The organism is Azospirillum agricola (assembly GCF_017876095.1).
GTDB classification, from domain to species: domain Bacteria; phylum Pseudomonadota; class Alphaproteobacteria; order Azospirillales; family Azospirillaceae; genus Azospirillum; species Azospirillum agricola.
Genome location: NZ_JAGINM010000013.1, coordinates 14,300 through 38,413 on the forward strand (window position 1 = coordinate 14,300; position 24,114 = coordinate 38,413).

General features: G+C 69.5%; 27 protein-coding genes and 2 tRNA genes. 24 read left to right on the plus strand and 5 right to left on the minus strand.

Annotated features, from left to right (window positions below):
* The first annotated feature begins 97 nt into the window (after positions 1-97).
* The 6 genes from hflK (at position 98) to J2847_RS19365 (ending at position 6,083) form a co-directional block, all read left to right on the plus strand.
* Entirely contained in the window at positions 98-1,300 is a 1,203-nt protein-coding gene (hflK, locus tag J2847_RS19340) for an FtsH protease activity modulator HflK (RefSeq protein WP_209780511.1), read from the plus strand.
* A gap of 13 nt (positions 1,301-1,313) precedes the next feature.
* Complete coding sequence (gene hflC / locus J2847_RS19345) at positions 1,314-2,189, plus strand: protease modulator HflC (protein ID WP_085554838.1); 876 nt, start codon at positions 1,314-1,316, stop codon at positions 2,187-2,189.
* A gap of 294 nt (positions 2,190-2,483) precedes the next feature.
* Positions 2,484-3,971 (plus strand): DegQ family serine endoprotease, encoded by a 1,488-nt coding sequence (locus tag J2847_RS19350; protein WP_209780512.1) that lies wholly within the window; start codon positions 2,484-2,486, stop codon positions 3,969-3,971.
* A 222-nt stretch (positions 3,972-4,193) separates the two neighbouring features.
* The gene (locus J2847_RS19355; RefSeq protein WP_085554837.1) at positions 4,194-4,601 is read left to right on the plus strand and encodes a DUF2946 family protein; all 408 of its coding nucleotides are present in this window, start codon (positions 4,194-4,196) and stop codon (positions 4,599-4,601) included.
* 79 nt (positions 4,602-4,680) lie between these two features.
* Positions 4,681-5,172, plus strand: a complete 492-nt coding sequence (locus tag J2847_RS19360; RefSeq protein ID WP_085554836.1) for a copper chaperone PCu(A)C — start codon at positions 4,681-4,683, stop codon at positions 5,170-5,172.
* A gap of 140 nt (positions 5,173-5,312) precedes the next feature.
* Positions 5,313-6,083, plus strand: a complete 771-nt coding sequence (locus J2847_RS19365; RefSeq protein WP_209780513.1) for a hypothetical protein — start codon at positions 5,313-5,315, stop codon at positions 6,081-6,083.
* Positions 6,084-6,093: 10 nt separating this feature from the next.
* On the opposite strand, the gene J2847_RS19370 is transcribed toward J2847_RS19365, so the two are convergent.
* Both J2847_RS19370 and J2847_RS19375 read right to left on the minus strand, forming a co-directional pair.
* Positions 6,094-6,732, minus strand: a complete 639-nt coding sequence (locus J2847_RS19370) for a hypothetical protein (protein WP_209780514.1) — start codon at positions 6,730-6,732, stop codon at positions 6,094-6,096.
* 89 nt (positions 6,733-6,821) lie between these two features.
* Positions 6,822-7,019 (minus strand): hypothetical protein, encoded by a 198-nt coding sequence (locus J2847_RS19375; protein WP_209780515.1) that lies wholly within the window; start codon positions 7,017-7,019, stop codon positions 6,822-6,824.
* A gap of 186 nt (positions 7,020-7,205) precedes the next feature.
* Between J2847_RS19375 and J2847_RS19380 the strand changes: the two genes are divergently transcribed.
* From J2847_RS19380 to J2847_RS19395, 4 genes are all read left to right on the plus strand, one after another.
* The gene (locus J2847_RS19380; RefSeq protein ID WP_209780516.1) at positions 7,206-8,150 is read left to right on the plus strand and encodes a DUF6502 family protein; all 945 of its coding nucleotides are present in this window, start codon (positions 7,206-7,208) and stop codon (positions 8,148-8,150) included.
* A complete protein-coding gene (locus tag J2847_RS19385; RefSeq protein WP_209780517.1) occupies positions 8,147-9,454 on the plus strand; it encodes a DUF5666 domain-containing protein in 1,308 nt (435 codons plus the stop codon). The genes J2847_RS19380 and J2847_RS19385 overlap by 4 nt, the downstream gene beginning before the upstream one ends.
* Positions 9,455-9,556: 102 nt before the next feature.
* Positions 9,557-11,356, plus strand: a complete 1,800-nt coding sequence (gene recJ / locus J2847_RS19390) for a single-stranded-DNA-specific exonuclease RecJ (protein WP_209780518.1) — start codon at positions 9,557-9,559, stop codon at positions 11,354-11,356.
* 103 nt (positions 11,357-11,459) lie between these two features.
* Positions 11,460-11,535 (plus strand) — tRNA-Glu (locus J2847_RS19395).
* Between the two features lie 129 nt (positions 11,536-11,664).
* Here the strand turns inward: J2847_RS19395 and J2847_RS19400 are convergent.
* Positions 11,665-12,318, minus strand: a complete 654-nt coding sequence (locus tag J2847_RS19400) for a DsbA family oxidoreductase (RefSeq protein ID WP_209780519.1) — start codon at positions 12,316-12,318, stop codon at positions 11,665-11,667.
* Between the two features lie 138 nt (positions 12,319-12,456).
* Between J2847_RS19400 and J2847_RS19405 the strand changes: the two genes are divergently transcribed.
* A complete protein-coding gene (locus J2847_RS19405; RefSeq protein ID WP_209780520.1) occupies positions 12,457-12,939 on the plus strand; it encodes a hypothetical protein in 483 nt (160 codons plus the stop codon).
* A 12-nt stretch (positions 12,940-12,951) separates the two neighbouring features.
* Here the strand turns inward: J2847_RS19405 and J2847_RS19410 are convergent, their stop codons facing one another.
* Together J2847_RS19410 and J2847_RS19415 are read right to left on the minus strand one after the other, a co-directional pair.
* A complete protein-coding gene (locus J2847_RS19410; RefSeq protein WP_223677748.1) occupies positions 12,952-13,251 on the minus strand; it encodes a hypothetical protein in 300 nt (99 codons plus the stop codon).
* 217 nt (positions 13,252-13,468) lie between these two features.
* Positions 13,469-13,687: a hypothetical protein gene (locus J2847_RS19415; RefSeq protein WP_209780521.1), complete on the minus strand. Its 219-nt coding sequence runs from the start codon at positions 13,685-13,687 to the stop codon at positions 13,469-13,471.
* Between the two features lie 248 nt (positions 13,688-13,935).
* On the opposite strand from J2847_RS19415, the gene J2847_RS19420 reads away from it, so the two are divergent.
* From J2847_RS19420 to nuoK, 13 genes are all read left to right on the plus strand, one after another.
* A complete protein-coding gene (locus J2847_RS19420) occupies positions 13,936-14,220 on the plus strand; it encodes a hypothetical protein (RefSeq protein WP_233474638.1) in 285 nt (94 codons plus the stop codon).
* Positions 14,221-14,365: 145 nt separating this feature from the next.
* A tRNA-Asp gene (locus J2847_RS19425) sits at positions 14,366-14,442 on the plus strand.
* Positions 14,443-14,754: 312 nt separating this feature from the next.
* Positions 14,755-15,123, plus strand: a complete 369-nt coding sequence (locus J2847_RS19430; RefSeq protein ID WP_085554828.1) for an NADH-quinone oxidoreductase subunit A — start codon at positions 14,755-14,757, stop codon at positions 15,121-15,123.
* Positions 15,114-15,659, plus strand: coding sequence for a NuoB/complex I 20 kDa subunit family protein (locus J2847_RS19435; protein ID WP_179166169.1), 546 nt, complete (start codon positions 15,114-15,116; stop codon positions 15,657-15,659). Before J2847_RS19430 ends, J2847_RS19435 begins: the two co-directional genes overlap by 10 nt.
* A gap of 27 nt (positions 15,660-15,686) precedes the next feature.
* A complete protein-coding gene (locus J2847_RS19440) occupies positions 15,687-16,316 on the plus strand; it encodes an NADH-quinone oxidoreductase subunit C (RefSeq protein ID WP_085554826.1) in 630 nt (209 codons plus the stop codon).
* Between the two features lie 101 nt (positions 16,317-16,417).
* Positions 16,418-17,566: an NADH-quinone oxidoreductase subunit D gene (locus J2847_RS19445; RefSeq protein WP_233474657.1), complete on the plus strand. Its 1,149-nt coding sequence runs from the start codon at positions 16,418-16,420 to the stop codon at positions 17,564-17,566.
* Positions 17,563-18,198, plus strand: a complete 636-nt coding sequence (nuoE, locus tag J2847_RS19450; protein ID WP_085554824.1) for an NADH-quinone oxidoreductase subunit NuoE — start codon at positions 17,563-17,565, stop codon at positions 18,196-18,198. The genes J2847_RS19445 and nuoE overlap by 4 nt, the downstream gene beginning before the upstream one ends.
* Positions 18,199-18,212: 14 nt before the next feature.
* On the plus strand, positions 18,213-19,502 hold the full coding sequence (gene nuoF, locus J2847_RS19455) for an NADH-quinone oxidoreductase subunit NuoF (protein ID WP_209780523.1): 1,290 nt from the start codon (positions 18,213-18,215) through the stop codon (positions 19,500-19,502).
* Between the two features lie 15 nt (positions 19,503-19,517).
* Positions 19,518-21,581 carry an NADH-quinone oxidoreductase subunit NuoG gene (gene nuoG, locus J2847_RS19460; RefSeq protein ID WP_209780524.1) on the plus strand — a complete coding sequence of 688 codons (2,064 nt, stop codon included), beginning with the start codon at positions 19,518-19,520 and terminating at the stop codon, positions 21,579-21,581.
* The gene (gene nuoH / locus J2847_RS19465) at positions 21,574-22,584 is read left to right on the plus strand and encodes an NADH-quinone oxidoreductase subunit NuoH (RefSeq protein WP_085554821.1); all 1,011 of its coding nucleotides are present in this window, start codon (positions 21,574-21,576) and stop codon (positions 22,582-22,584) included. Before nuoG ends, nuoH begins: the two co-directional genes overlap by 8 nt.
* A gap of 95 nt (positions 22,585-22,679) precedes the next feature.
* The gene (nuoI, locus tag J2847_RS19470; protein WP_085554820.1) at positions 22,680-23,168 is read left to right on the plus strand and encodes an NADH-quinone oxidoreductase subunit NuoI; all 489 of its coding nucleotides are present in this window, start codon (positions 22,680-22,682) and stop codon (positions 23,166-23,168) included.
* An 18-nt stretch (positions 23,169-23,186) separates the two neighbouring features.
* Positions 23,187-23,801, plus strand: coding sequence for an NADH-quinone oxidoreductase subunit J (locus J2847_RS19475; protein WP_085554819.1), 615 nt, complete (start codon positions 23,187-23,189; stop codon positions 23,799-23,801).
* A gap of 2 nt (positions 23,802-23,803) precedes the next feature.
* Entirely contained in the window at positions 23,804-24,112 is a 309-nt protein-coding gene (nuoK, locus tag J2847_RS19480; RefSeq protein ID WP_085554818.1) for an NADH-quinone oxidoreductase subunit NuoK, read from the plus strand.
* Positions 24,113-24,114 lie beyond the last annotated feature (2 nt).

Here is a 24,114-nt window from a genome sequence, read left to right on the forward strand (position 1 = left end):
GGCACTATAGGACCGTTCGTCGAGAATGGACAAGGGAAGGGGGCCTAGCATCCCGCATCCCGAAACAGTGAGCACGACATAAGGGGGATCGAAGCGTATGCCGTGGAACAATCAAGGCGGGGGCGGCGGTGGCGGCCCCTGGGGGCCTCCGCCGGGCGGCAACAACGGCCCGAACAACCCCTGGGGGCGTCCCCCCGGTGGCGGCGGCGGTGGCGGCGGTGGCCCCACGCCTCCCGACCTTGAGGATCTGCTGCGGCGCAGCCAGGACCGCCTGCGCCGCGCCATGCCCGGCGGTTTCGGCAGCGGGCGCGGCGTTGCGCTGGTCGTCGGCGTGCTGGCGCTGATCTGGCTGGCCAGCGGCATCTACCGCGTCGAGGCCGACGAGCAGGGCGTGGTCATGCGCTTCGGCGAATGGACGCGCACCGAGCAGCCCGGCCTGCGCTACCGGCTGCCGTCGCCGATCGAGACGGTGCTGCTGCCCAAGGTGACGCGCGTCAACCGCATCGAGGTCGGCTACCGCTCGGCCGGCGACGGGCGACGCGGCGACCGCGACGTGCCCGACGAATCGCTGATGCTGACCGGCGACGAGAACATCGTCGACATCGACTTCACGGTCTTCTGGGTCATCAAGGACGCCGGCAACTTCCTGTTCAAGATCCGCGATCCGGAATCGACGGTGAAGAAGGCCGCCGAGAGCGCCATGCGCGAGGTGATCGGCCGCACCGACCTGCAACCCGCCCTGACCGAGGCGCGCCAGCAGATCGAAACCTCGACCACCCAGCTCCTCCAGGCCATGCTCGACGAGTACCAGTCGGGCATCCAGATCACCCAGGTGCAGTTGCAGAAGGCCGACCCCCCGGCCCCGGTCATCGACGCCTTCAACGACGTGCAGCGCGCCCGCGCCGACCGCGAGCGTGCCCGCAACGAGGCCGAGACCTACCGCAACGACATCATCCCGCGCGCCCGCGGCGAGGTCGAGCGGCTGGTGCAGGAAGCCTCCGCCTACCGCGAGCAGGTCGTCAGCCTGGCCCAGGGCGACGCCGACCGCTTCCGCAAGGTGTACGAGGCCTACGCGCTGTCCAAGGACGTCGTCGCCAAGCGCATGTATCTGGAGACGATGGAGGAGATCCTGCGCGGCCGGAACAAGATCATCGTCGACAGCGCGGCGCAGGGCGTCGTGCCCTACCTGCCGCTGAACCAGCTCACCCCGAATCCGGCGGCGCCCACCCAATCCGTTCCGGCGCGTCCGGCGGCCCCGCAGGCGGGGACGCCGGCCGCCCCCCAGCAGACCAACCGGTGAGGAGGGACGCACCATGAACCGCACTCTCACCGCCATCGGCCTCGGCGTCGTCGTCCTCGGCGTGCTCATCAGCTCGTCGGTCTTCACGGTCAACGAGGCGCAGCAGGCGCTGGTCCTCCAGTTCGGCGAGCCGCGCCGCGTCATCCGCGAGCCCGGCCTGAAGTTCAAGGTCCCCTTCATCCAGGAGGTCCGGATCCTCGACCGCCGCGTGCTCGACCTCGACCCGCCGGTGGAACAGGTCATCCTGGCCGACCAGAAGCGCCTCGACGTCGACGCCTTCGCCCGCTACCGCATCCACGACCCGCTGCGCTTCTACCAAACGGCGGGGACGGAGGCGGTCGCGGAGACCCGCATGAACGCCACCGTCAACTCGGCGCTGCGCCGCGTGCTCGGCAACGTCACGGTGCTGGCCGTGCTGTCCGACGAGCGCGCCAAGATCATGAACGACATCAAGGTGCAGGTGAACGGCGAGGCGCAGCGCTTCGGCATCGAGATCGTCGACGTCCGCATCCGCCGCGCCGACCTGCCGGAGGAGACCAGCCAGTCGATCTTCTCCCGCATGCGCTCCGAGCGCGAGCGCGAGGCCGCCGAGGCCCGCGCCCAGGGCCAGGAGCAGGCGCAGCAGATCCGCTCGCGCGCCGAGCGCGAACGCACGGTGATCGTCGCCGAGGCGCAGCGCGACGCGCAGATCCTGCGCGGCGAGGGCGACAACACCGCGCTGAAGCTGATCGCCGAGGCGACCGGGGCTGACCCCGAGTTCTACGGGTTCTACCGCTCGCTGGAAGCCTACCGGAAGGCGCTGAACAAGGACGACACCACCATGGTGCTGTCGCCGAACGGCGAGTTCTTCCGTTATTTCGGAGCGCCGGCGGCCCAGCCGGCCCGCTGATGTGAAGCGTTCGGCCGGGTCCGCGCAGCACAGGGTGCCTGCCGGACCCGGCCTATGACGTCCGCGACCAAAAGTTCCTCACGCGTCGTCTGGACCGCCGCGCCATTTTGCGGCCATACTCCTGGCCCAACACTGGACCGGTCTACACAGATCCGGACTCCGCCGCCCAAGCCTAAGGCCGGCGATCCGGCAGGGAGAGCAGAGTCGATGAGCACCCACAACACCGAACCCGCCGCGGCGGCCTTCGACCGCGCTCACGGTCGCGCGGGCGGCCGGAAGGCGGGCGTCCGTCCCATGATCGCCGCTCTCCTGCTGGCGCTGACCGCCGCCTCCACGGTCGTGGCCGGCGCGCCCGGCGCGGCGCTGGCGCAGGCGGCGGCGCCGCGCTCCGCCCCCGGCAGCTTCGCCGATCTGGCCGAGAAGCTGCTGCCGGCGGTCGTCAACATCTCGACCAGCCAGGCGGCGCCGCAGCGCCAACCCGGCCAGCGTCCGGAGATGCCGCAGTTCCCGCCCGGCTCGCCCTTCGAGGATTTCTTCCGCGACTTCTTCGACCGCCAGCAGCAGCAGGACCAGCCGCAGCGCAAGGCGACCTCGCTCGGCTCGGGCTTCGTCATCGACGCCAAGAACGGCTACGTCGTCACCAACAACCACGTCGTCCAGGACGCCGACGAGATCACCGTCATCCTCCAGGACGACACCAACATCAAGGCGGAGCTGGTCGGCCGCGACGCCAAGACCGACCTCGCCCTGCTGAAGATCAAGACCAGCCACCCGCTGGTCGCCGTCCCCTTCGGCGACAGCGACGCCATGCGCGTCGGCGACTGGGTGCTGGCGATCGGCAACCCGTTCGGGCTGGGCGGCTCGGTGACGGCCGGCATCATCTCGGCCCGCCAGCGCAACATCGACGCCGGCCCGTATGACGATTTCCTGCAAACCGACGCCTCGATCAACCGCGGCAATTCCGGCGGCCCGATGTTCAACCTGAACGGCGAGGTCATCGGCATCAACACGGCGATCTTCTCGCCGTCGGGCGGCTCGGTCGGCATCGGCTTCGCCATCCCGTCGAACCTCGCCAAGCAGGTCGTCGCGCAGCTCAAGGAGTACGGCAAGACCCGCCGCGGCTGGCTGGGCGTGCGCATCCAGGCGGTGACGCCGGAGATCGCCGAGAGCCTCGGCCTGCCGGCCCACAAGGGCGCGCTCGTCGCCTCGGTCACGCCGGACGGCCCGGCCGCCAAGTCGGGCATCCAGGCCGGCGACGTGGTGATCAAGTTCGACGGCAAGGAAATCAACGAGATGCGCCGCCTGCCGCGCGTCGTCGCCGAGACCTCCATCGACAAGGCCGTCCCGGTCGAGGTGTGGCGCAAGGGCAAGACCCAGACCATCCAGGTCAAGGTCGGCGAGCTGGAGGCCGCCGAGGAGCAGGGGCTGCTCGCCGCCGGTCCGGAGGACAAGCAGGCTCCCAAGGACAAGGCCCCGGCGCAGAAGCCGACCGAGACGCTGGGCATGAAGCTGACCAACATCACCCCGGAGCTGCGCCAGCAGCACGAGATCAAGCCCGAGCTGAAGGGCGTGGTCATCACCGAGGTGACGGGCAACTCCACGGCCGCCGAGAAGGGCCTGAAGGCCGGCGACGTCATCCTCGAAGTCGGCCAGGAAGAGGTCCGCAAGCCCGAGGACGTGACCGCCAAGGTGCAGAAGGCCAAGGAGCAGAGCCGCAAGTCGGTGCTGCTGCTGGTCGACCGCAAGGGCGACCTCCGCTTCGTGGCGATCCCGCTGAGCTGATCGGCGGGGAGCGGGTGCCACCCGCAGTGGTGTGACGGGGCGCCGGCGGTCCTTCCGCCGGCGCCCTTTTCATGACCACCCGCTTTTCACGCCCGCATATTTCTTCCGCGGCGTGGCGGGCCGGTGAAAATGCCGCGTTCTCCGTGCGCGGCTCTGGGGTATTCTCCGGCGCGTCGTCGGGGCGATGGCGGGAAGGCGGGCGGTGGCGAGGTGAGGGGCGGCATGGTCGGGCATCGGAACGCGACGCGGCGGGCACGCCCGGCCGGCCTTCTGGCCGGTGCGGCCGCGCTGCTGCTCCAGCTCGTCGCCTGGGCCTGGATGCCGGTCTGGATGGCGCCTTCCACCGCCGACGCCGCCGAGATCGTCATCTGCACGCCGGACGGCTTCCGGAGCGTGGCGCTGGACGGCCGCAAGGCTCCCCACGATCCGACCGATTCCGGGACCGGCAGGGCGGCGCCGTCCTGCTCGCTCTGCCCGCTGGCCGGCGCTCTGGCCGTGGCGGCGCCGGCCGCCTTGTCCGTGCCGGCCGATCCCGTGTCTTGCGGGACCGGGGAGCGGGGCGGCGAGCCGGTGGCCACCGGCCGGTTCCTGTTCACGCTCCGGGCGCGGGCGCCTCCGGCAACCGCCTGACCGTGCCGACCGGCGCCGGTATCGGCGTCCCGTCCGGCTTGTCCGCGCCTGTCCGAGATCCGTATCCGAGGAAAACACCATGAACCGCCTGCTTCGCGTTACCGCCGCCCTGTTCCTGTTCGGGACCGGCGGCGCCCTGGCGCACGACTACAAGGCCGGCCCCATCGCGATCGACCACCCCTGGGCGCGCGCCACCGCTCCGTCCGCGCCCAACGGGGCCGCTTATTTCGTGCTGAACAGCGTCGGCCCGGACGGCGACCGCCTGCTGTCCGCCTCCACCCCGGTCGCCGAGAAGGCGGAACTGCACACCCACCTGATGGACAACGGCGTCATGAAGATGCGTCCGGTGAACGCCATCGAGGTGACGCCCGGTTCGCCGGCCGCGCTGGCGCCCGGCGGTCTCCACGTCATGCTGCTCGGCCTGAAGCAGCCCCTGGTCAAGGGCAGGAGCTTCCCGTTGACGCTCGTCTTCGAGAAGGCCGGCGCGGCCACGGTGCAGGTCGATGTCCAGGGAGCCGGCGAGGCGGCCCCCGCCCACCGCGCCCCGGATGCGGGTGGCCACAAGCCGTGACGCCGTACCCGGCCGTCCTCCCCGGCTGTCTCCGGGGAAAAGAGTGTCCGGCGAATCGCCTCCTGATGTAGGCTCGCTCCCGCGCCCGGCCGCCGTGCCGGGCGCGTTCCGCAAGCGTCGCATCCTTTCTCGAAGCCGCCGTGAGCGACCAGCAAGACCCCCCTCTCGATTTCGCCCTCCAGGTGCGGAACAACCGCTGGCGCCTGACGGTCGGTTTGCCGTCGATGGCCGCCGCCGCCGCCGTGGTGGCGCGGATCGCCGGCGGCAGGGAAGAGGTCAAGGTCGCGGTCGAGATCTACGACCCGATCAAGAATGTTTACGAACGCAAGGATTTCCTGAGCTTCGCCGGGCGTTCGCAGCCCTCGCCGTCGGGTCCCGCCGTCTTCAGGCCGCTGGGCCGGGAGCTGGGCCGTCTTCCCATGGCGGCCAAGCTTGCCGTTGTGGCGGTGGTCCTGCCGCTGATGGGGCTGGCGTTGATCGGTCTGCACACGCTGACGGCGGCGCGGCCGCCGTCCTCCAACCCGGCTCCGCCGCCCACGGCCGGGACGGCGTTGCCGCCGGCCTCGCGGACCCTGCCGCGCGACTGGGTGGCGGCGCGGTCCCAGCCGGAGATTCCCTGGCTGTTCCAGGGCGACTGGGCGGCGGATTGCAGCGCCTTGCGGCTCGGCGGCGGGCGCCTGATGCGGGTGGGGCCGCGCACCCTGTTCGGCTCGCCGGTCAACTGGGTGCTCGCCGTCGGCAACCGGCTGCTGGTCAACACGGGGCCGTCCGGCGATTCGGCCTCGACGCAGCTCCGGTCCGACGGTCTGGTCCTGTTCCTGGAGGACCGTTTCACCGACGCCATCCTGACCCGCGCGGAGCGCCCGCCCTATTCCCCGGAAAAGCCGCTGGTCCTGTCGAAATGCCTGTGACGGCGCCGGATCAGACGGTGCCGGCGGCCGGCCGGGTCCGCCACGCGGCGGTCACCCGCACCGCGGTCCGCATCGTCGCGACGGCGATCAGCGCGGCGCCGGCGAACGGCCCGGGTGCCAGCGTGTCGTGGAGCACCAGCGCCGCCCCGGCGCCCAGGATCAGGGCCTGATACACCACGCCGCAGAAGCGCAGCCCGGTGTGGAAGGCGTCGGCCGGACCGAAGGGATCGGCGGTCCATGGCCGGCTCTCCCGCCCGCCCGCGCTCCAGGGCGACGGGGCGCTCAGTTCGTCGGCCGCGATCAGCGCGGCGAGCGCGGCCACGCCCGCCACCGCCATCGCGCCCAGGATCGGGTGGAGGAAGGCGAGAGCCAGCAGATAGGGCGGTATCCACAGGGCGTCGAACCGCCACGCCGCGTCCCGTCGCGCGTGCATGGCGTTCAGCAGCGTGTGGACGCCGAAGAGGCCCAGCGCGGCCGCCGCGAGGACCAGTGGGCCGGCGCTGCTCCGGTCCTCGCGCAGCCAGTCGTACATCGGCGCGGCGTAGAGCGGGGCGCAGAGGACCAGACCGTTGGCGAGCACGCCGACCGCGCCGGCCCCGGCCAGGAAAGGGGGCGACGGCGTGGCCTTGGGGGGAAGCTGCGGCGCCATGGCAAGGGCTCGCTGTCCGGTGGAAGGGGAAAAACGGGGTGGGGAAGGGGCTTCGGCCGGTCCGGCCCCGCGGCGGTTCGGCGCCGCCCTCACGACTGCAACGACGAGAATCCCGTCCCTCCGAAGCCCGCCCGGCGCGGCGCCGTCCCGTCCACGCCGCGGTCGGCCGACAGGGACACCAGCTGGTCGCCCAGACGGTCGCGCAGCAGCGCCACGGTCGATGTCGGCGCGGCGGCGTCGTAGGGCGAAAGCGCGCCCGGCGGGACGGCGGTGTCGTCACGGCCCATCCAGGTTTCTCCTTGGACTCGGTTGTTCAAGCGGCGTGGGGCATGGCCCGATCTGTTCGACCATGATGCGTGGGAAAAAATCCCACATCAAGCGGAATCGCCGTTCACTTTTGGGGGATCCGCGTTATTGTGGGCAAATCTCCCACGGTCACCGCCGCCGTGGCGCCTGCCCGGAGTGCCTGGTTCGTGCCGACCCGCAGCCCCGATCCCCACCACCCGTCCGGAAAGGGCGCCACTCCGCTCGCGTCACCGCCGCCGACGGTGCTGGTGGCGCTCAGGCGGGTGCTGGCGCCGCTGGTGCGGGCGCTGATCCATTTCGGGATCCCGTGGCCGATGCTGTCGGGTCTGATGAAGGGGGTGTATGTCGAGGTGGCGGAACGCGACTTCGCGCTGCCCGACAAGCCGATGACCGACAGCCGCATCACCCTGTTGACCGGGGTCCACCGCAAGGATGTCAGCCAGCTGCGCGGCAAGGCCCCGTCGGCCGAATCCGTGGCCTCGTCGTCGCCGTCGCTGGGCGCCCAGGTTCTCGGGCGCTGGCTCGGCCATGACGGCTACCGGGACGCCGATGGCCGGCCGCGCCCCTTGCCTCGCGCCGGCTCGGCGGAGGGCGAGGCGGCTTTCGAGACGCTGGTGACCGGGGTCAGCAAGGACATCCGGCCCCGCGCGCTGCTCGACGAGCTGCTCTATGCGGGGCTGGTGGAGGAGCGGAGCGACGGGCTGCTGCACCTTGTGGTGTCGGCCCATTTGCCGCGTGGCGACGTCGACAAGCTGGCTTATTATTTCGGCCGCAATCTGGCCGACCATGTCGCCGCGGCCGGGCACAATCTGGCGGGCGGCGCGCCGCCCTTCCTGGAGCGGGCCATGTTTCATGACGGGTTGACCCCTGCATCGGTGGCGGCCCTGCGGATCGAGGCGGAGCGGGCGGGGATGGACATGCTGGTCCGTCTGAACCGCTTCGCCATGGAACTGGCCGACCGCGACGAGGGCAGGGCGGACGCCCATCACCGTTTCACCGCCGGTCTCTACGCCTACGACGCTCCGGACGGCATCCCCGGCGCGCCCCCCGGCGCCCGTCACGCGCCCGAAGGCGGTTCCGGTGAGGGCGGGGAAGACGGGGCCGCGCCGTGATCACCGGCCGCCGCTCCCTGATCCTGTCCCTTCTCCTGCTGATCGCGGCCTGCGCCGGCGGGGGCCGCGAGGCGGGCGTCGCCGACCGCGGCATCGGCGGCACCGGGATCGCGGTGAGCGATCGCGGCATCGGCGGCACCGGAATCGTCGGCACCGTCACCGCCTTCGGCAGCGTGTGGGTCAACGGCCTGCGGGTCGATCTGCCGGCAAGCGCCGTCGTGAGGATCGAGGGGCGGGCGGTGGACACGGCGGCCGTCCGGATCGGTCATCTGGTGGCGATGAAGGCGGCGGCCGGCGGGCCGACGGGGCTGGAGGCGCGCAGCCTCGACGTGCGCTACGCCGTCGCCGGGCCGGTCGAACGGCTGGAGGGGATGACGGCCATCGTGCTCGGGCAGCGGATCGACGCGGCGGACGCGGAGGGGCGCGACGCCCTGCGCCCCGGCGCCTGGGTCGCCGTGTCGGGGCTGCGCCGGGCCGACGGAACCATCGACGCCAGCCGCGTCGACGGCTGGAGCGACGCGCATGGCTGGCTGCTGCGCGGCCGGCTCGACGCCGTGTCGCCGACGGCGCTGACGGTCGCCGGGCTCACCCTGTCGCGGACCGTGACGGACGCCGCGCTGCCGCCCGCCGGCAGCATGGTCCGCGTTGCCGGGCCGGGCGCGGTCCTCACCCTGGCGCTGTCGGTCGCGCCGGATCCCTTCAATCCCTTCGGCGACAGCGTCGGCGCCCTGTCGGTCGAGACCTTCGTCGACGACGACGGGCGCGTGGCAGACGGGAATGGGGACGAGGTGCGCGCGGGAACGTCGGAGGGCCGCCGCGTGGTGATCGACAGCGGGGTGGGGGCGGGGGGTGGCCTGCGCGACTCGCGATCCTTCCGCGCCCCGAGCCTGGGCGGCACCGTGGCTCCCGGCGCGGATCCGTCCGCCCGCGCCGCCGGGCTGGCGCGCGAGGGGATGCGGCGGGATGGTCCGCCAGGAAACGGGATGCCGGGCTTCGGTCCGCCGGAGGGGCTGAACCCGGGCGAGATGGACCACCGGGATGGAGAGCGCGGAATGGGACGCGGGCCGGATGGGCCTTTTGGCGGCCCCAATGGTGGCGGCCCCAATGGCGGCGGCCCCAATGGCGGTGGACACGGCAAGCCGGCCGGAGGGGGCGACCGTGACGGCGCGCGCGGCAGCCCGGCGGGCCCGGGCCTCTCGGGCGGGTGGGGCCATGGCGGCGGGCCGCGCGGCGGAAGGGGCGTCGGTTCCCGTGGCGGCGGTCCGCCGGGTGGACGGGGCGGCGGGGCCGAGGGCGGCCGCTGAGAGGTGGCGCCGACGGATGGCCGGGCGCCCCCGGGGCTGGGCGGGATGGGCGCTTCTCTGCTATGGCTTGCCCCTGTTCAAGCAGCCGAGTCCTCTCCGATCATGACCGACACCGCCGCCGCTTTCCTGAACGTCGCCCACTCCCTGTCCGGCAAGCGCTGGCAGGCGCGGCCCTGCGACGAACGGCTGGCCCTGGCCCTGGCGCAGACGCGCGGCCTGCCGGAGATCGTCGGCCGCATTCTGACCGCGCGCGGGGTGACGGAGGAGGTCTGCGACGGTTTCCTCAACCCGACCCTGAAGGCGCTGCTGCCCGATCCCTCGCGTTTCCGCGACATGGACCCGGCGGCGGAGCGCATCGCCCATGCGATCCGCACGGGGGAGCCGGTCGCCGTGTTCGGCGACTACGACGTCGACGGCGCCACCTCCGCCGCGCTGCTGCGCCGCTTCTTCCGTTCGGTCGGGGCGGAGTTGCGGGTCTATGTTCCCGACCGCATCAAGGAGGGCTACGGCCCCAACGCGCCGGCCCTGCTGCGCCTGAAGGCGGAGGGCATCCGGCTGGCGGTGACGGTCGATTGCGGCATTTCCGCCTTCGCGGCGCTGGAGGCGGCGGCCGGGGCGGGCCTCGACGTGGTGGTGCTCGACCATCACGCCGCCGAGCCGCGCCTGCCCCCGGCGGTGGCGCTGGTCAACCCGAACCGGCTGGACGAGGACGGCGCCTACCGCACGCTCTGCGCCGCCGGGGTCACCTTCATCACCATCGTCGCGGTGAACCGCGCCCTGCGCCAGTCCGGCTTCTACCAGGGGCGGGACGAGCCGAAGCTGATGGACTGGCTGGATCTCGTGGCGCTGGGAACGGTGTGCGACGTGGTGCCGCTGACCGGGCTGAACCGCGCGCTGGTGGCGCAGGGGCTGAAGGTGATGGCGCGGCGCGGCAATCCCGGCCTCGCGGCGCTGGCCGACGTGGCGGGCGTGAAGGAGAAGCCGGACGCCTACCAGGCCGGCTTCGTGCTGGGACCACGGGTCAACGCCGGCGGGCGGGTCGGCGCCTCGGATCTCGGCGCCCGCCTGCTGTCCACCGACGACCCGATCGAGGCAATGGAGCTGGCCCAGAAGCTGGAGGCGCACAACGCCGAGCGCCGCGCCGTCGAGCAGGCGGTGCTGGAGGACGCCCTGGAGCGGGTGGCGGCGGAATCGGGCCGCGCGGCGGAACTGGTCTTCGTCGCCGGGGAGGGGTGGCACCCCGGCGTGATCGGCATCGTCGCCGCCCGCCTGAAGGAGCGCTACAGCCGCCCGGCCTGTGTCGTCGCGCTGGAGGAGCAGGCCGACGGCACGGTGATCGGCAAGGCGTCGGGCCGTTCGGTGCGCGGGGTCGATCTCGGGGCGGCGGTGATCGCCGCCCGGCAGGAGGGGCTGCTGATCGGCGGCGGCGGCCACCGGATGGCGGCCGGCTTCACCGTGGCGGGTGAGCGGCTGGAAGCGCTGCGCGACTTCCTGACCACGAGGGTCGCCGAGCAGCTCGCGGCGGCGCCGCTGGTCCCGACGCTGGAACTGGACGGGGCGCTGTCGGTGGGGGGGGCGACGCCCGCGCTGGTGGGCACGCTGAACACGCTCGGCCCCTACGGGACGGGCAACGCCGAGCCGCGCTTCGCCATCGCCGACGCCCGCGTGGTGCGGGCCGACGTGGTGGGCGCCAACCATGTGCGCTGCATCCTCCAGGGCAACGACGGGGCCCGCCTGAAGGCCATCGCCTTCCGGGCGCTGGACAACGAGCTGGGGCAGGGGCTGCTGAACGGGCGCGGCACGCCGTTCCACATCGCCGGCATCCTGCGCATCGACCGCTGGAACGGATCGGAGGGCGTCCAGCTCCTGATCGACGACGCGGCGCCGGCCCGCTCGGCCTGACCGGAGGCGTTCGGGCGGGTGGCGGAAAAAAGAAACCGTTCGTGCAAAAAAGCGCTTGCGCGACCGGGCCATGATCTTTAGAAAGCGCGTCACCGCGAACGACGTCCCCGTCGTCTAGAGGCCTAGGACACCGCCCTTTCACGGCGGCGACACGGGTTCGAATCCCGTCGGGGACGCCAACCGGTTCAATGACTTAAGCCCCGCCTCGTGCGGGGCTTAGTCGTTTCCGGAGGATGGGTTCCCACGCGGCGGATGGCCGCCCGACTCGCGGGTCCGGTGTGTGTGGCGGCGCGATGGAGCGGCTGCCCTCAGCCGGCCACCACCGACAGATTCTCCGGTTCCTCGTTGCCGAGGTCGAGAAGCGGCAGGAAGCTCGCCGGCTCCTGCGCGCCCGACAGGGCGTAGCGCCGGTTGAAGATGTAGCAGGGCACCGCCTGCAACCCCATCTGGCGCGCCAGGGAGTCGGCGGCGTGGACCGACGCGGCTTCCGCGTCGGTGCCGAGCAGATGCCGGATCTCGGCGCCGTCCAGCCCGAGCCGTTCCGCCGTCGCCGCCAGCGCGTCGCGGTCGCCGATGTCCACGCCTTCCATGAAGTAGGCCGCGAACAGCGTGTCGGCCATCGGGTTGCCCAGGCCGCGCCGTCCGGCGATGCGGATCAGCCGGTGGGCGTCGAAGCTGTTGGGAGTCCGCTGGATGCGGTCGAGCGCCAGGGGCAGGCCGTCGCGCTCCGCCGTCTCCTCGACCACCCGGTGGATCTGCCGGGCGCGCTCGGCGCCGCCGAACTTGGCGGCGAGGTAATCGGCGCGCCCCATGCCGCCGGGGGGCATGTCCGGGTTGAGCTGAAAGGGCTGCCAGCGGATGTCGGCGCGAAGCCCCGGCCGCTGGTCCAGCGCGCGGGCCAGCCGGCGCTTGCCGATGTAGCACCAGGGGCAGGTCAGATCGGCGAAGGTTTCGATCAGCATTCCCACACTATCTCCGAGGGATCTTTTTCGGGCAACTCTTTGTTAACCGATACGGACGGACAGTCGCCTTGATCGCGGCGCCGGATTCGCGGCCTCCAGCGATTCGTGAAGCGGCTTTTTGGCGGAGACGGACGGACGATGAGCAATTCCTATGTCGACGGCAAGGTGCGCGAGGCGATCATGGCGGCCAGGGGCAGCCGGACCAACGCGCAGAAGCTTCTGATGGCGTGGGCGGCGGAGGATCCCGACCTGCTGCGCGGCATCGCCCAGCCCTTTTTGAAAGCCATCGCCGCCGCCGCCATCGAGCGGGCGGCGCGTCCGGCGGCGTCCGGCGGCGGAGCCGCGCGGGCTCGCGGCGGGGCCGCGGCGGGTGGTGCCCGCCCGTCGGCCTCCGGCCTCAGCCGCGACGCGCTGGAAAGCCTGCTCGACCGGTTGGGGCGTGAGGATGACGGGGGCGCGCCGCAGGCGCCCGCCGCCCGTCAGGCCGGCGCCCAGCCGGGCGGCGCCGCGCGCGCTTCCGGTGGCCAGGGGAGCGGGCAGGGGAGTGGGCAGGGCGGCGTCACCCATGAGAAGGCGATGATGGCGATCGCCAAGGCGTTCGTGGCGAAGAAGGTCCGCTGAGCGCGGCCGCCCTCACTCGTCGAACCAGCCCTTCCTGCGGGGCACCGTCCGGATGTCCGGCGGCGGGCTGGCGAGCGCGGTGTGGCCGTTCTTGTAGGGGTCGGGGATGTGGTGGCATTCCACGTCGGCCAGCGTCCGGTAACAATAAACGCGCGAGCGGTCGACCACCACCTTGTCGGGGCAATAGTCGCCGGTTTCCGTGAAGGAGATCACCGAGCAGTCGCGCCCGGTGGCGGCCGACACGATGTGGTCGCCGATGGTCTTCTTGGTCGCGTTGAGCGTGATGATGTCCGCGCCGATCAGGGAGGGCACCAAAGGAGGCGGCGAGGAGCATCCGCCGACCGCCACGGCGGCGAGGGCGGCGAAAGCGAGAATCGGCGCCGACCGGAACGGTCGCCCCGCGTTTCGCCGGTGTCCTGCCGTTGCCCCGTTCACGTTCCGCCCCCCGTGGCTGCGCCGATGCGCGATCCCGCCCGCCGCGCGATCCCGGCTATTGCGCGCCAACGTCCTTAACAACCGGTGAATTCTCCTATCGGAGAAGTGTGCAGATCCGGGCGCGGCACTGGACCAGGACGAAGGCCTCCTTGTCCTCGGTGCAGCCGACCTTGAAGACGGTCTGCCCCTCGCGGCCCATCGTGTAGCGCATCACCTCGACCTTGGCCGGGGTGCAGTTGCCCTGCGACTTCGCGACCTCCTTGGCCTCGGCCTGTCCGGCCGAGACGCTGGCCCCGAGGGCAGGGAACGCCATGGCGGCGACCAGGGGCGGGACGATCCACGGAAGGGACCGGAGGCGAGGGAGCGTCGGGAATCGGTGCCGGTGCATGCCCCGACTATGCCACGCGGGCGCGCCGGACGCATCCCGCTCAATGGCGGCCCGCTCGATGACGCCCCGCTCGATGACGCCGCAAGAGTGTCGCAGCCTCGCAAAGCCCCGGCGGAACGGTCGGTCATCTGCTATCCTGACGCCGGCGAGACGCCGACATTCCTGGAGGTGGCATGAGCTTGAACGAGCGCCGGTTGGGCGACCGCATCCTGTCCGCGCTGGAGCTGGCGCTGGACCAGCAGCATCTCGACGTGGCCGAGCATCTCGCCCGCGCCCTGGAAGGGACCCTCACCCGCTTCGGCGGCCCCAGCGCGGTCGAGCACCGCCAGTTGCCGGCCGGCATGGTCACCGCTTTCGAGCGGCTCGAAGCGTTGCGGCGGACCACGCTCGACCGCTCCGGGAACGGTCTGGCCGTGCCGGCGGCGGGCGGGGCGGGGGAGGGCGGACAAGGAAAATAGCCCCTCCCGCTTTTTTTTGAAAAATGGCTGTTGACAGGGGGTGCCCTGGCCGACTACAAACCGCCCACCGAACGACGGGGGCCGACACGGACCTCGAAAACGACAAGCGCCTCAAGGTGTTAGCCGGTTTCAAACGTCGCTCTGCGCGGGTGTAGCTCAGTTGGTTAGAGCGCCGGCCTGTCACGCCGGAGGCCGCGGGTTCAAGTCCCGTCACTCGCGCCACTTTCCTTTTGAAATTTACTGAAGATCGCCGGAAACGACCAAAGACTCGCGCTTCGCGGGTCTTTTTTGCTTTGCAGTCGTCTTGGCTTCCGCTGGCTTTAAAAGCGTGGTAATACCAAGGCTAGCCATGCGTTTGAATAGGTCCTTCCGCTTGGTGGAAAGCGATTCAAAGCGCTTTCCTTGGTCACTCAGTCGGCATATATTCCGGCCCGTCTGATGGGCTAATCCAAGGCATACCTGCCACGGCTCGCGCTTCCGCCGATTTACCGGCCGGAACGGCGCCCGTGGCCGTGGGCTTATGGGAGGAACGCGGTGTCGACTCCGCTGATCATTGAGTATCTTCCGATCCTGGTGTTCCTGCTGATCGGTATCGCGCTGGCGGTGGTGATGGTGGGCGCGTCCTACGTCATCAGCCCGAAGAACCCGGACGCCGAAAAGGTCTCCCCCTACGAATGCGGCTTCGAGCCGTTCGAGGACGCCCGCACCAAGTTCGACGTGCGGTTCTACCTGGTCTCGATCCTCTTCATCATCTTCGACCTCGAAGTCGCCTTCCTGTTCCCGTGGGCCGTCGCCCTGGGCGACATCGGGCTGTTCGGCTTCTGGTCGATGATGCTGTTCCTCGGGATCCTGACCATCGGCTTCATTTACGAGTGGAAGAAAGGAGCTCTGGAATGGGAGTAGAGGTGGCCAAGCCGCTGGCGCCGATTCCGCCCGGACCGGAACAGGACGCCTACATCCGCGCCGTCTCCGATGAGATCCAGGACAAGGGCTTCGTTCTCGCCAAGTACGAGGATCTGCTCGCCTGGGCCCGCACGGGGTCGCTGTGGCCGATGACCTTCGGTCTGGCCTGCTGCGCGGTGGAGATGATCCACGCCTACATGAGCCGCTACGATCTCGACCGTTTCGGCGTCATTCCGCGTCCCAGCCCGCGCCAGTCCGACTGCATGATCGTCGCCGGCACGCTGACCAACAAGATGGCCCCCGCGCTCCGCAAGGTCTACGACCAGATGCCGGAGCCGCGCTGGGTCATCTCGATGGGATCCTGCGCCAACGGCGGCGGCTATTACCATTACTCCTACGCGGTCGTGCGTGGCTGCGACCGGATCGTTCCGGTCGACATCTACGTTCCGGGCTGCCCGCCGACGGCGGAGGCGCTGGTCTACGGCATCCTCCAGCTCCAGAAGAAGATCCGGCGCGGCAACCGCATCGCCCGCTAAAGACGAGTAGGAAGGCAAGTCCCACCCATGTCCGAACAGGCGTTGAAGGAACTTGGGGACGCCATCGCCGCGAAGCTCGGCGGCGACGTCCTGACGGTCGAGGTCAAGCTCGGCGAGCTGATGGTGACGGTCAAGCGTCCGGCCATCGTCGCGGTGCTGACGGCGCTGCGCGACGAGCCGGCCTTCCGGTTCGAGCAGCTCACCGACGTCACGGCGGTCGATTTCCCGGAGCGCGTCGAGCGCTTCGAGGTCATCTACCAGCTGCTCAGCTACACCCACAACCGCCGCATGCGCGTGAAGCTGACCACCGACGAGGACACGCCCGTCCCGTCGGCCGTTCCCGCCTACAGCGCGGCGAACTGGTTCGAGCGCGAGGTCTGGGACCTGTACGGCGTGTTCTTCGACGGTCATCCGGACCTGCGCCGCATCCTGACCGACTATGGGTTCGAGGGGCATCCCTTCCGCAAGGACTTCCCGCTGACCGGCTACGTCGAGGCCCGCTACGACGAGGACCAGAAGCGCGTCGTCTACGAGCCGGTCCGCCTGACGCAGGATTTCCGCAGCTTCGACTTCCTCAGCCCGTGGGAAGGCATGACCAACGTCATGCTTCCGGGCGACGAGAAGGCGGCCCTCCAGGACGGGAGCAAGACGCCGTGACCATGACCACCGTTTCCACCGAATCGGCGACCGGCGTCGTCGTGGCCGGCCCCGGCGGACCTGTGGGCCCTGCGACCAAGACGCAGATCAAGCCCTACACGATGAATTTCGGTCCGCAGCACCCGGCCGCCCACGGCGTGCTCCGTCTGGTGATGGAGCTGAACGGCGAGGTGGTGGAGCGCTGCGACCCGCACATCGGTCTGCTGCACCGCGGCACCGAGAAGCTGATCGAGTACAAGACCTACGTCCAGGCGGTCCCCTATTTCGACCGTCTCGACTATGTCAGCCCGATGTGCATGGAGCACGCCTATGTGCTCGGCATCGAGAACCTGTTGCAGATCAAGGCGCCGCTGCGCGCCCAGTACATCCGCGTCCTGTTCTCCGAGATCACGCGCATCCTCAACCACATCCTGTCGATCACGACGGGTGCCTTGGACGTCGGCGCCATCACGCCGGCGCTGTGGGGCTTCGAGGAACGCGAAATCCTCATGGAGTTCTACGAGCGCGTGTCGGGCGCCCGGCTGCACGCCAACTATTTCCGTCCCGGCGGCGTCGCCTGGGACCTGCCGGCCGGCCTGCTCGACGACATCTGGGCCTTCACCGAGCGCTTCCCCAAGTTCATGGAAGACCTCGACAACCTGCTGACCGACAACCGCATCTTCAAGCAGCGCACCGTCGACATCGGCGTGGTGACGAAGGAGCAGGCGTACGACTGGGCCTTCACCGGCCCGATGCTGCGCGGCTCCGGCGTCGCCTGGGATCTGCGCAAGTCGCAGCCCTACGAGGTCTACGACCGCATGGACTTCGACGTGCCCGTCGGCCTGACCGGCGACTGCTGGGCGCGCTATCTGGTCCGCATGGAGGAGATGCGGCAGTCGCTGCGCATCATCCGCCAGTGCTGCAAGGAGATGCCGGACGGCCCCTACAAGATCGAGGACCGCAAGGTCTCGCCGCCGCCGCGCGGCGAGATGAAGCGCTCGATGGAGGCGCTGATCCACCATTTCAAGCTCTTCACCGAGGGCTTCCACGTTCCGGCCGGCGAGACCTACACCGCCATCGAGGCGCCCAAGGGCGAGTTCGGCGTGTATCTGGTCTCCGACGGCACCAACAAGCCCTACCGCTGCAAGATCCGCGCGCCGGGCTTCGCCCATCTTCAGGGCCTGGACTTCATGTCGAAGGGCTACATGCTGGCCGACGCCGTCGCCAACATCGCCTCGATGGACATCGTTTTCGGAGAGATCGATCGATGAGCGCGCCCGCTTCCGATCACGGCCACCAGCATGGCCACGAGCCGACCAGCTTCGCCTTCACCCAGGAGAACCTGGAGCTGGCCAAGCGGATCATCGCCAAGTACCCGGAAGGCAAGCAGGCCAGCGCCTGCATGCCGCTGCTGGACGTGGCGCAGCGCCAGAACGGCGGCTGGCTGCCGCGCGTCGCCATGGACGCCGTGGCCGACCTGCTGGGCATGCCGCGCATCCGCGTGTACGAGGTCGCGACCTTCTACACGATGTACAACAAGAACCCGGTCGGCAAGCACCACATCCAGGTCTGCACGACGACCCCCTGCTGGCTGCGCGGCTCGGACGACATCGTCCACGCCTGCAAGAACAAGCTCGGCATCGGGCTCGGCGAGACGACGGCGGACGGCCAGTTCACGCTCGGCGAGGTGGAATGCTCGGGCGCCTGCGTCAACGCGCCGGTTGTGCAGATCGGCGACGACTACTACGAGGACGTTGCGCCGGAGCACATCGACGGCATCGTCGAGGCGCTGAAGCGCGGGGAGACGCCCAAGCCAGGGTCGCAGATCGGCCGCCGGTCGTCGGAGCCCGTTGGCGGACCGACGACGCTGGCCGCCTTCACCACGACCCAAGCCGACGACTGAGGGGGGAGACCGCGATGCTTCGCGACGAGGACCGCATCTTCACCAACCTCTACGGGTTCCAGGACTTCGGTCTTGACGCCGCCCGCAAGCGTGGTGACTGGGACAACACGGCCGCCATCTTGCAGAACGGCCGCGAATGGATCATCGAGCAGGTCAAGGAATCGGGCCTGCGCGGGCGCGGCGGCGCCGGCTTCTCGACCGGCATGAAGTGGTCCTTCATGCCGAAGAACGTCGTCGACAAGCCGGTCTACCTCGTCATCAACGCCGACGAGGGCGAGCCGGGCACCTGCAAGGACCGCGACATCCTGCGCCACGATCCGCACAAGCTGATCGAAGGCTGCCTGATCGCCGGTTTCGCCATCGGCGCGAGCGCCTGCTACATCTACATCCGCGGCGAGTTCTACAACGAGGGCTCCAACGTCCAGCGCGCCATCGACGAGGCGTACGCGGCGGGGCTGATCGGCAAGAACGCCTGCGGCACCGGCTACAGCTACGACGTCTACATCCACCGGGGTGCGGGCGCCTACATCTGCGGCGAGGAGACCGCGCTCATCGAGTCGATCGAGGGCAAGAAGGGGCAGCCGCGCAACAAGCCGCCGTTCCCGGCCCAGGCCGGTCTCTATTCCTGCCCGACCACGGTGAACAACGTCGAGTCGATCGCCGTCGTCCCGACCATCCTGCGCCGCGGCGCCGGCTGGTTCGCCGGCATCGGCCGTCCGAAGAACACCGGCACCAAGCTCTTCTGCATCTCCGGGCACGTCAACAAGCCGTGCAACGTCGAAGAGGAGATGGGCATCCCGCTGAAGGAGCTGATCGAGCGTCACGCCGGCGGCGTGCGCGGCGGTTGGGACAATTTGCTGGCGGTCATCCCCGGCGGCTCCTCGGTGCCGCTGATGCCCAAGGAAACCTGCGACACCGTGCTGATGGACTTCGACTCCCTGCGCGACGTCCGCTCCGGCCTTGGCACGGCGGCGGTCATCGTCATGGACAAGTCGACCGACGTCGTGAAGGCGATCGCCCGCCTGTCGAGCTTCTACGCGCATGAATCCTGCGGCCAGTGCACGCCGTGCCGCGAGGGCACCGGCTGGATGAGCCGCATCATGCAGCGCATGGTGACGGGCAACGCCCGGGTCGAGGAGATCGATCTCCTGCTCCAGGTCACCAAGCAGATCGAAGGCCACACCATCTGCGCGCTCGGCGACGCCGCCGCCTGGCCCATCCAGGGCCTGTTCCGCCACTTCCGTCCGGAAGTCGAGCGGCGCATCCAGGCCTACCGCAACGCTGCGCCGCTGGCGGCCGAGTAAGGAGTTCCCGTTCCCATGCCGAAACTCACCATCGACGGGATCGAGATCGAGGTCGAGCCGGGCACCTCGATCCTCCAGGCTTGCGAGCAGCTGGGGATCGAGATTCCGCGCTTCTGCTACCATGAGCGCCTCAGCGTGCCGGCCAACTGCCGCATGTGCCTGGTGGAGATGGAGCGCGCGCCCAAGCCGGTCGCGTCCTGCGCCATGCCCTGCGGCGACGGGATGGTCGTCAAGACCAACAGCGAGACCGTGCTCAAGGCCCGCAAGGGCGTCATGGAATTCCTGCTGATCAACCATCCGCTGGATTGCCCGATCTGCGACCAGGGCGGCGAGTGCGACCTCCAGGACCAGGCGATGGCCTACGGCTTCGACCGTGGCCGCTACCTGGAGAACAAGCGCGCCGTCCAGGACAAGTATATGGGTCCGGTCATCAAGACCATCATGACCCGCTGCATCCATTGCACCCGCTGCGTCCGCTTCATCAACGAGGTGGCCGGCGTCCCCGACGTGGGCGCCGTGAACCGTGGCGAGCATATGGAGATCACCACCTTCGTCGAAAAGGCCATCGGCTCGGAATTGTCGGGCAACCTCGCCGACGTCTGCCCGGTGGGTGCCCTGACCCACAAGCCCTACGCCTTCACGGCGCGGCCCTGGGAGCTGCGCAAGACCGAGACGATCGACGTGCTCGACGCCGTCGGCTGCAACATCCGCGTCGACACGCGCGGCTCGGAAGTGATGCGCGTCCTGCCGCGCGTCAACGACGACATCAACGAGGAATGGCTGAGCGACAAGAGCCGCTACGCCTATGACGGGCTGAAGCGCCAGCGTCTCGACCGCCCCTACGTCCGCAAGAACGGCAAGCTTGTCCCGGTCGGCTGGCACGAGGCGTTCTCCGCCGTCGCCGCCAAGCTGAAGGGCCTGCCGGGCAACCGCGTCGCCGCCATCTCCGGCGATCTGGCCGACGTCGAGGCGCAGTTCGCGCTGAAGGAGCTGCTGGGCCGCCTGGGCTCGGCGAACCTCGACTGCCGCCAGGACGGCGCCCGCTTCGACACCTCGGTGCGCGCCGGCTACCTGTTCAATTCCGGCATCGCCGGGATCGAGAAGGCCGACGTCATCCTGCTGGTCGGCACCAACCCGCGCTGGGAAGGCACGCTGGTCAACGCCCGCATCCGCAAGCGCTATCTGGCCGGCAACGTCAAGATCGCGCTGATCGGCGAGCAGAAGGACCTGACCTACCCCTACGCCCACATCGGCACGGGGCCGGAGGTTCTCCAGCAGCTCAGCGACGGCAGCCACGCCTTCTCCGAGACGCTGCGCAACGCCAAGAACCCGCTGATGATCGTCGGCATGGGCGCCTTCCAGCGCGCCGACGGCCTCGCGGTCCAGGCCGCCGCCCGCATCGTCGGCGAGGTCTACGGCATGTTCCGCGACGACTGGGCCGGCTTCAACGTGCTGCACACGGCCGCCGGCCGCGTCGGCGGCATCGAGGCCGGCTTCCTGCCGGGCGAGGGCGGTCGCGACATCCACGGCATCCTCGACGGCGCGTCGAAGGGCGAGATCGACTTCGTCTATCTGCTCGGCGCCGACGAGATCGACACGGCGAAGCTGGGCAAGGCCTTCGTGGTCTATCAGGGCCACCATGGCGACGCCGGCGCCCACCGCGCCGACGTGATCCTGCCGGGTGCCGCCTACACCGAGAAGAACGCGGTGTACGTCAACACCGAGGGCCGTCCGCAGCTCGCCCGTCTGGCGACCTTCCCGCCGGGCGAGGCCCGCGAGGACTGGAAGATCGTCCGCGCCCTGTCGGAAGCGGTCGGTGCCACGCTGCCCTACGACACGCAGACGCAGCTCCGCCAGCGCCTGATGGCGGCGAACCCGATCTTCGCGGCGGTCGGCCAGACCACCCCGGCCGCCTGGGCGCCCTTCGGCGCGCAGGGTCCGGTCGACGCGGCGCCCTTCGTGTCGCCGGTCGCGAACTTCTACATGACCGACCCGATCAGCCGGGCTTCGGTGACGATGGCCAACTGCACGGAAGCGCTTGTCGGCCCCGCCCAGGAGAGGACTGGCACCCATGGCTGAGTTCTTCAGCGGCTTCCTGCTGCCGCTCATCATCATCGTTCTGAAGATCCTGGCGATCACGGTGCCGCTGCTGGTCGCCGTGGCCTTCATGACCTACGCCGAGCGCAAGATCATGGGCGCGATGCAGCTCCGCCAGGGGCCGGCCATCGTCGGTCCCTTCGGCCTGCTGCAACCCTTCGCCGACGGCCTGAAGCTGTTCGCCAAGGAGCAGATCCTTCCCGAGGGCGCCAACCGCGTCGTCTTCTACATCGCGCCGATGATCACCTTCTTCCTGGCGCTGGTCGCCTGGGCGGTCATCCCGTTCGACTACGGCGTCGTGCTGTCGAACATCAATGTCGGCGTCCTGTACCTGTTCGCGATCTCCTCGCTGGGCGTGTACGGCATCGTGATGGCGGGCTGGGCGTCGAACTCGCGCTACGCCTTCCTCGGCGCGCTGCGCTCGGCGGCGCAGATGGTGTCCTACGAAGTCTCGATGGGCCTCATCATCATCTCGGTGCTGCTCTGCGTCGGCTCGCTGAACCTGACGGAGATCGTGCGGGCGCAGGAGACCATCTGGTTCGCCATCCCGCTCTTCCCGATGTTCATCATGTTCTTCATCTCGGCGCTGGCCGAGACGAACCGCTCGCCCTTCGACCTTCCGGAAGGCGAGTCGGAGCTGGTCGCCGGCTTCATGGTGGAATACAGCTCGGCCCCCTTCGCGCTCTTCTTCCTTGGCGAATACGCCAACATGATCCTGATGAGCGCGATGACCACCATCCTGTTCCTGGGTGGCTGGCTGTCGCCGCTGCCCTTCGCGCCCTTCACCTGGATCCCGGGCGTGGTGTGGTTCGCTCTGAAGATCGCGCTGTGCCTGTTCACCTTCGTCTGGGTCCGCGCCACCATGCCGCGCTACCGCTACGACCAGCTGATGCGGCTGGGCTGGAAGGTGTTCCTGCCCTTCTCGCTGTTCTGGGTCGTGCTGACGGCGGGCGTGCTCGTGACCTTCGGCTGGCTGCCCAAGTAAGCGGTCCGAACCGAAAGCCCATTACTGAATTTCGTTGAGAGCGCCGGCGGAGACTCCAAGAGGGGTCCGCCGGCAAGGAAGGAGACGAAGAGGCCATGGCGTTCCTCGACCGCGCGGCGCGCAGCCTGTTCCTGACCGAGCTGGTGGGCGGCCTTGCGCTGACCCTGCGCTACATGTTCAAGCCCAAGGTCACGCTGAACTACCCGTATGAGAAGGGGCCGATCAGCTCCCGCTTCCGTGGCGAGCACGTGTTGCGCCGCTACGCGAACGGCGAGGAGCGCTGCATCGCCTGCAAGCTCTGCGAGGCGGTGTGCCCGGCGCTCGCCATCACCATCGAGGCCGAACCGCGCGACGACGGCAGCCGCCGCACGACGCGCTACGACATCGACATGACCAAGTGCATCTACTGCGGCCTGTGCCAGGAGGCCTGCCCGGTCGACGCCGTGGTCATGGGGCCGAACTTCGAGTTCTCCACCGAGAACCGTGAAGAGCTTTTCTACAACAAGCAGAAGCTGCTGGCGAACGGCGACCGCTGGGAGGCGGAGATCGCCCAGAACCTCGCGGCCGAGGCTCCTTACCGGTAAGCGGAAGCGAGAAAAACGATGATTATCCAAGGCATCGCCTTCTACGTGTTCGCGGCGCTGCTGGTGGCCTCCGGTGTGATGGTCATCTCGGCGCGCAACCCCGTCCATTCGGTCCTGTATCTGATCCTCGCCTTCTTCCAGGCGGCCGGCCTGTGCCTGCTGATGGGCGCCGAGTTCGTCGCGATGATCCTGGTCATCGTGTATGTCGGCGCGGTCGCGGTGCTGTTCCTGTTCGTGGTCATGATGCTCGACATCAACTTCCGCGAGCTGCGGCAGGGCGCCATGGAGGTGCTGCCGCTCGGCGCGCTGATCGGGCTGATCCTGCTGGCCGAGCTGGCGGCGGTGCTGGGCGGCTGGATCGTCGCCCCCGGCGTCGACAAGCTGGCCGCGGCGCCGACCCCGGCGATCGACGCCGTGTCGAACACCGAGGCGCTCGGGCGCCTGATGTACACCCAGTATGTCTATCTGTTCCAAGCCTGCGGCATCGTCCTGCTGATCGCCATGATCGGCGCCATCGTGCTGACGCTGCGCCACCGCGCCGGCGTCCGGAAGCAGAATGTCGGCGCCCAGATCGCCCGTCACCGGGACGATGTGGTCGTCATCCGCAAGGTCACGACCGGGGAGGGCGTGTGATCATGGAGATCGGTCTCGGGCATTATCTGACGGTCTCGGCCATCGTCTTCACGCTCGGCGTCCTCGGCATCTTCCTGAACCGGAAGAACGTCATCATCATCCTGATGTCGATCGAGATGATGCTGCTGGCGGTGAACCTGAACCTGGTGGCCTTCTCGACGCACCTGCACGATCTGGTCGGCCAGATCTTCGCCATGATCATCCTGACCGTGGCGGCCGCCGAGGCGGCCATCGGCCTCGCCATCCTGGTGGTCTACTTCCGCAATCGCGGCTCGATCCGAGTCGAAGACATCAACATGATGAAGGGTTGAGG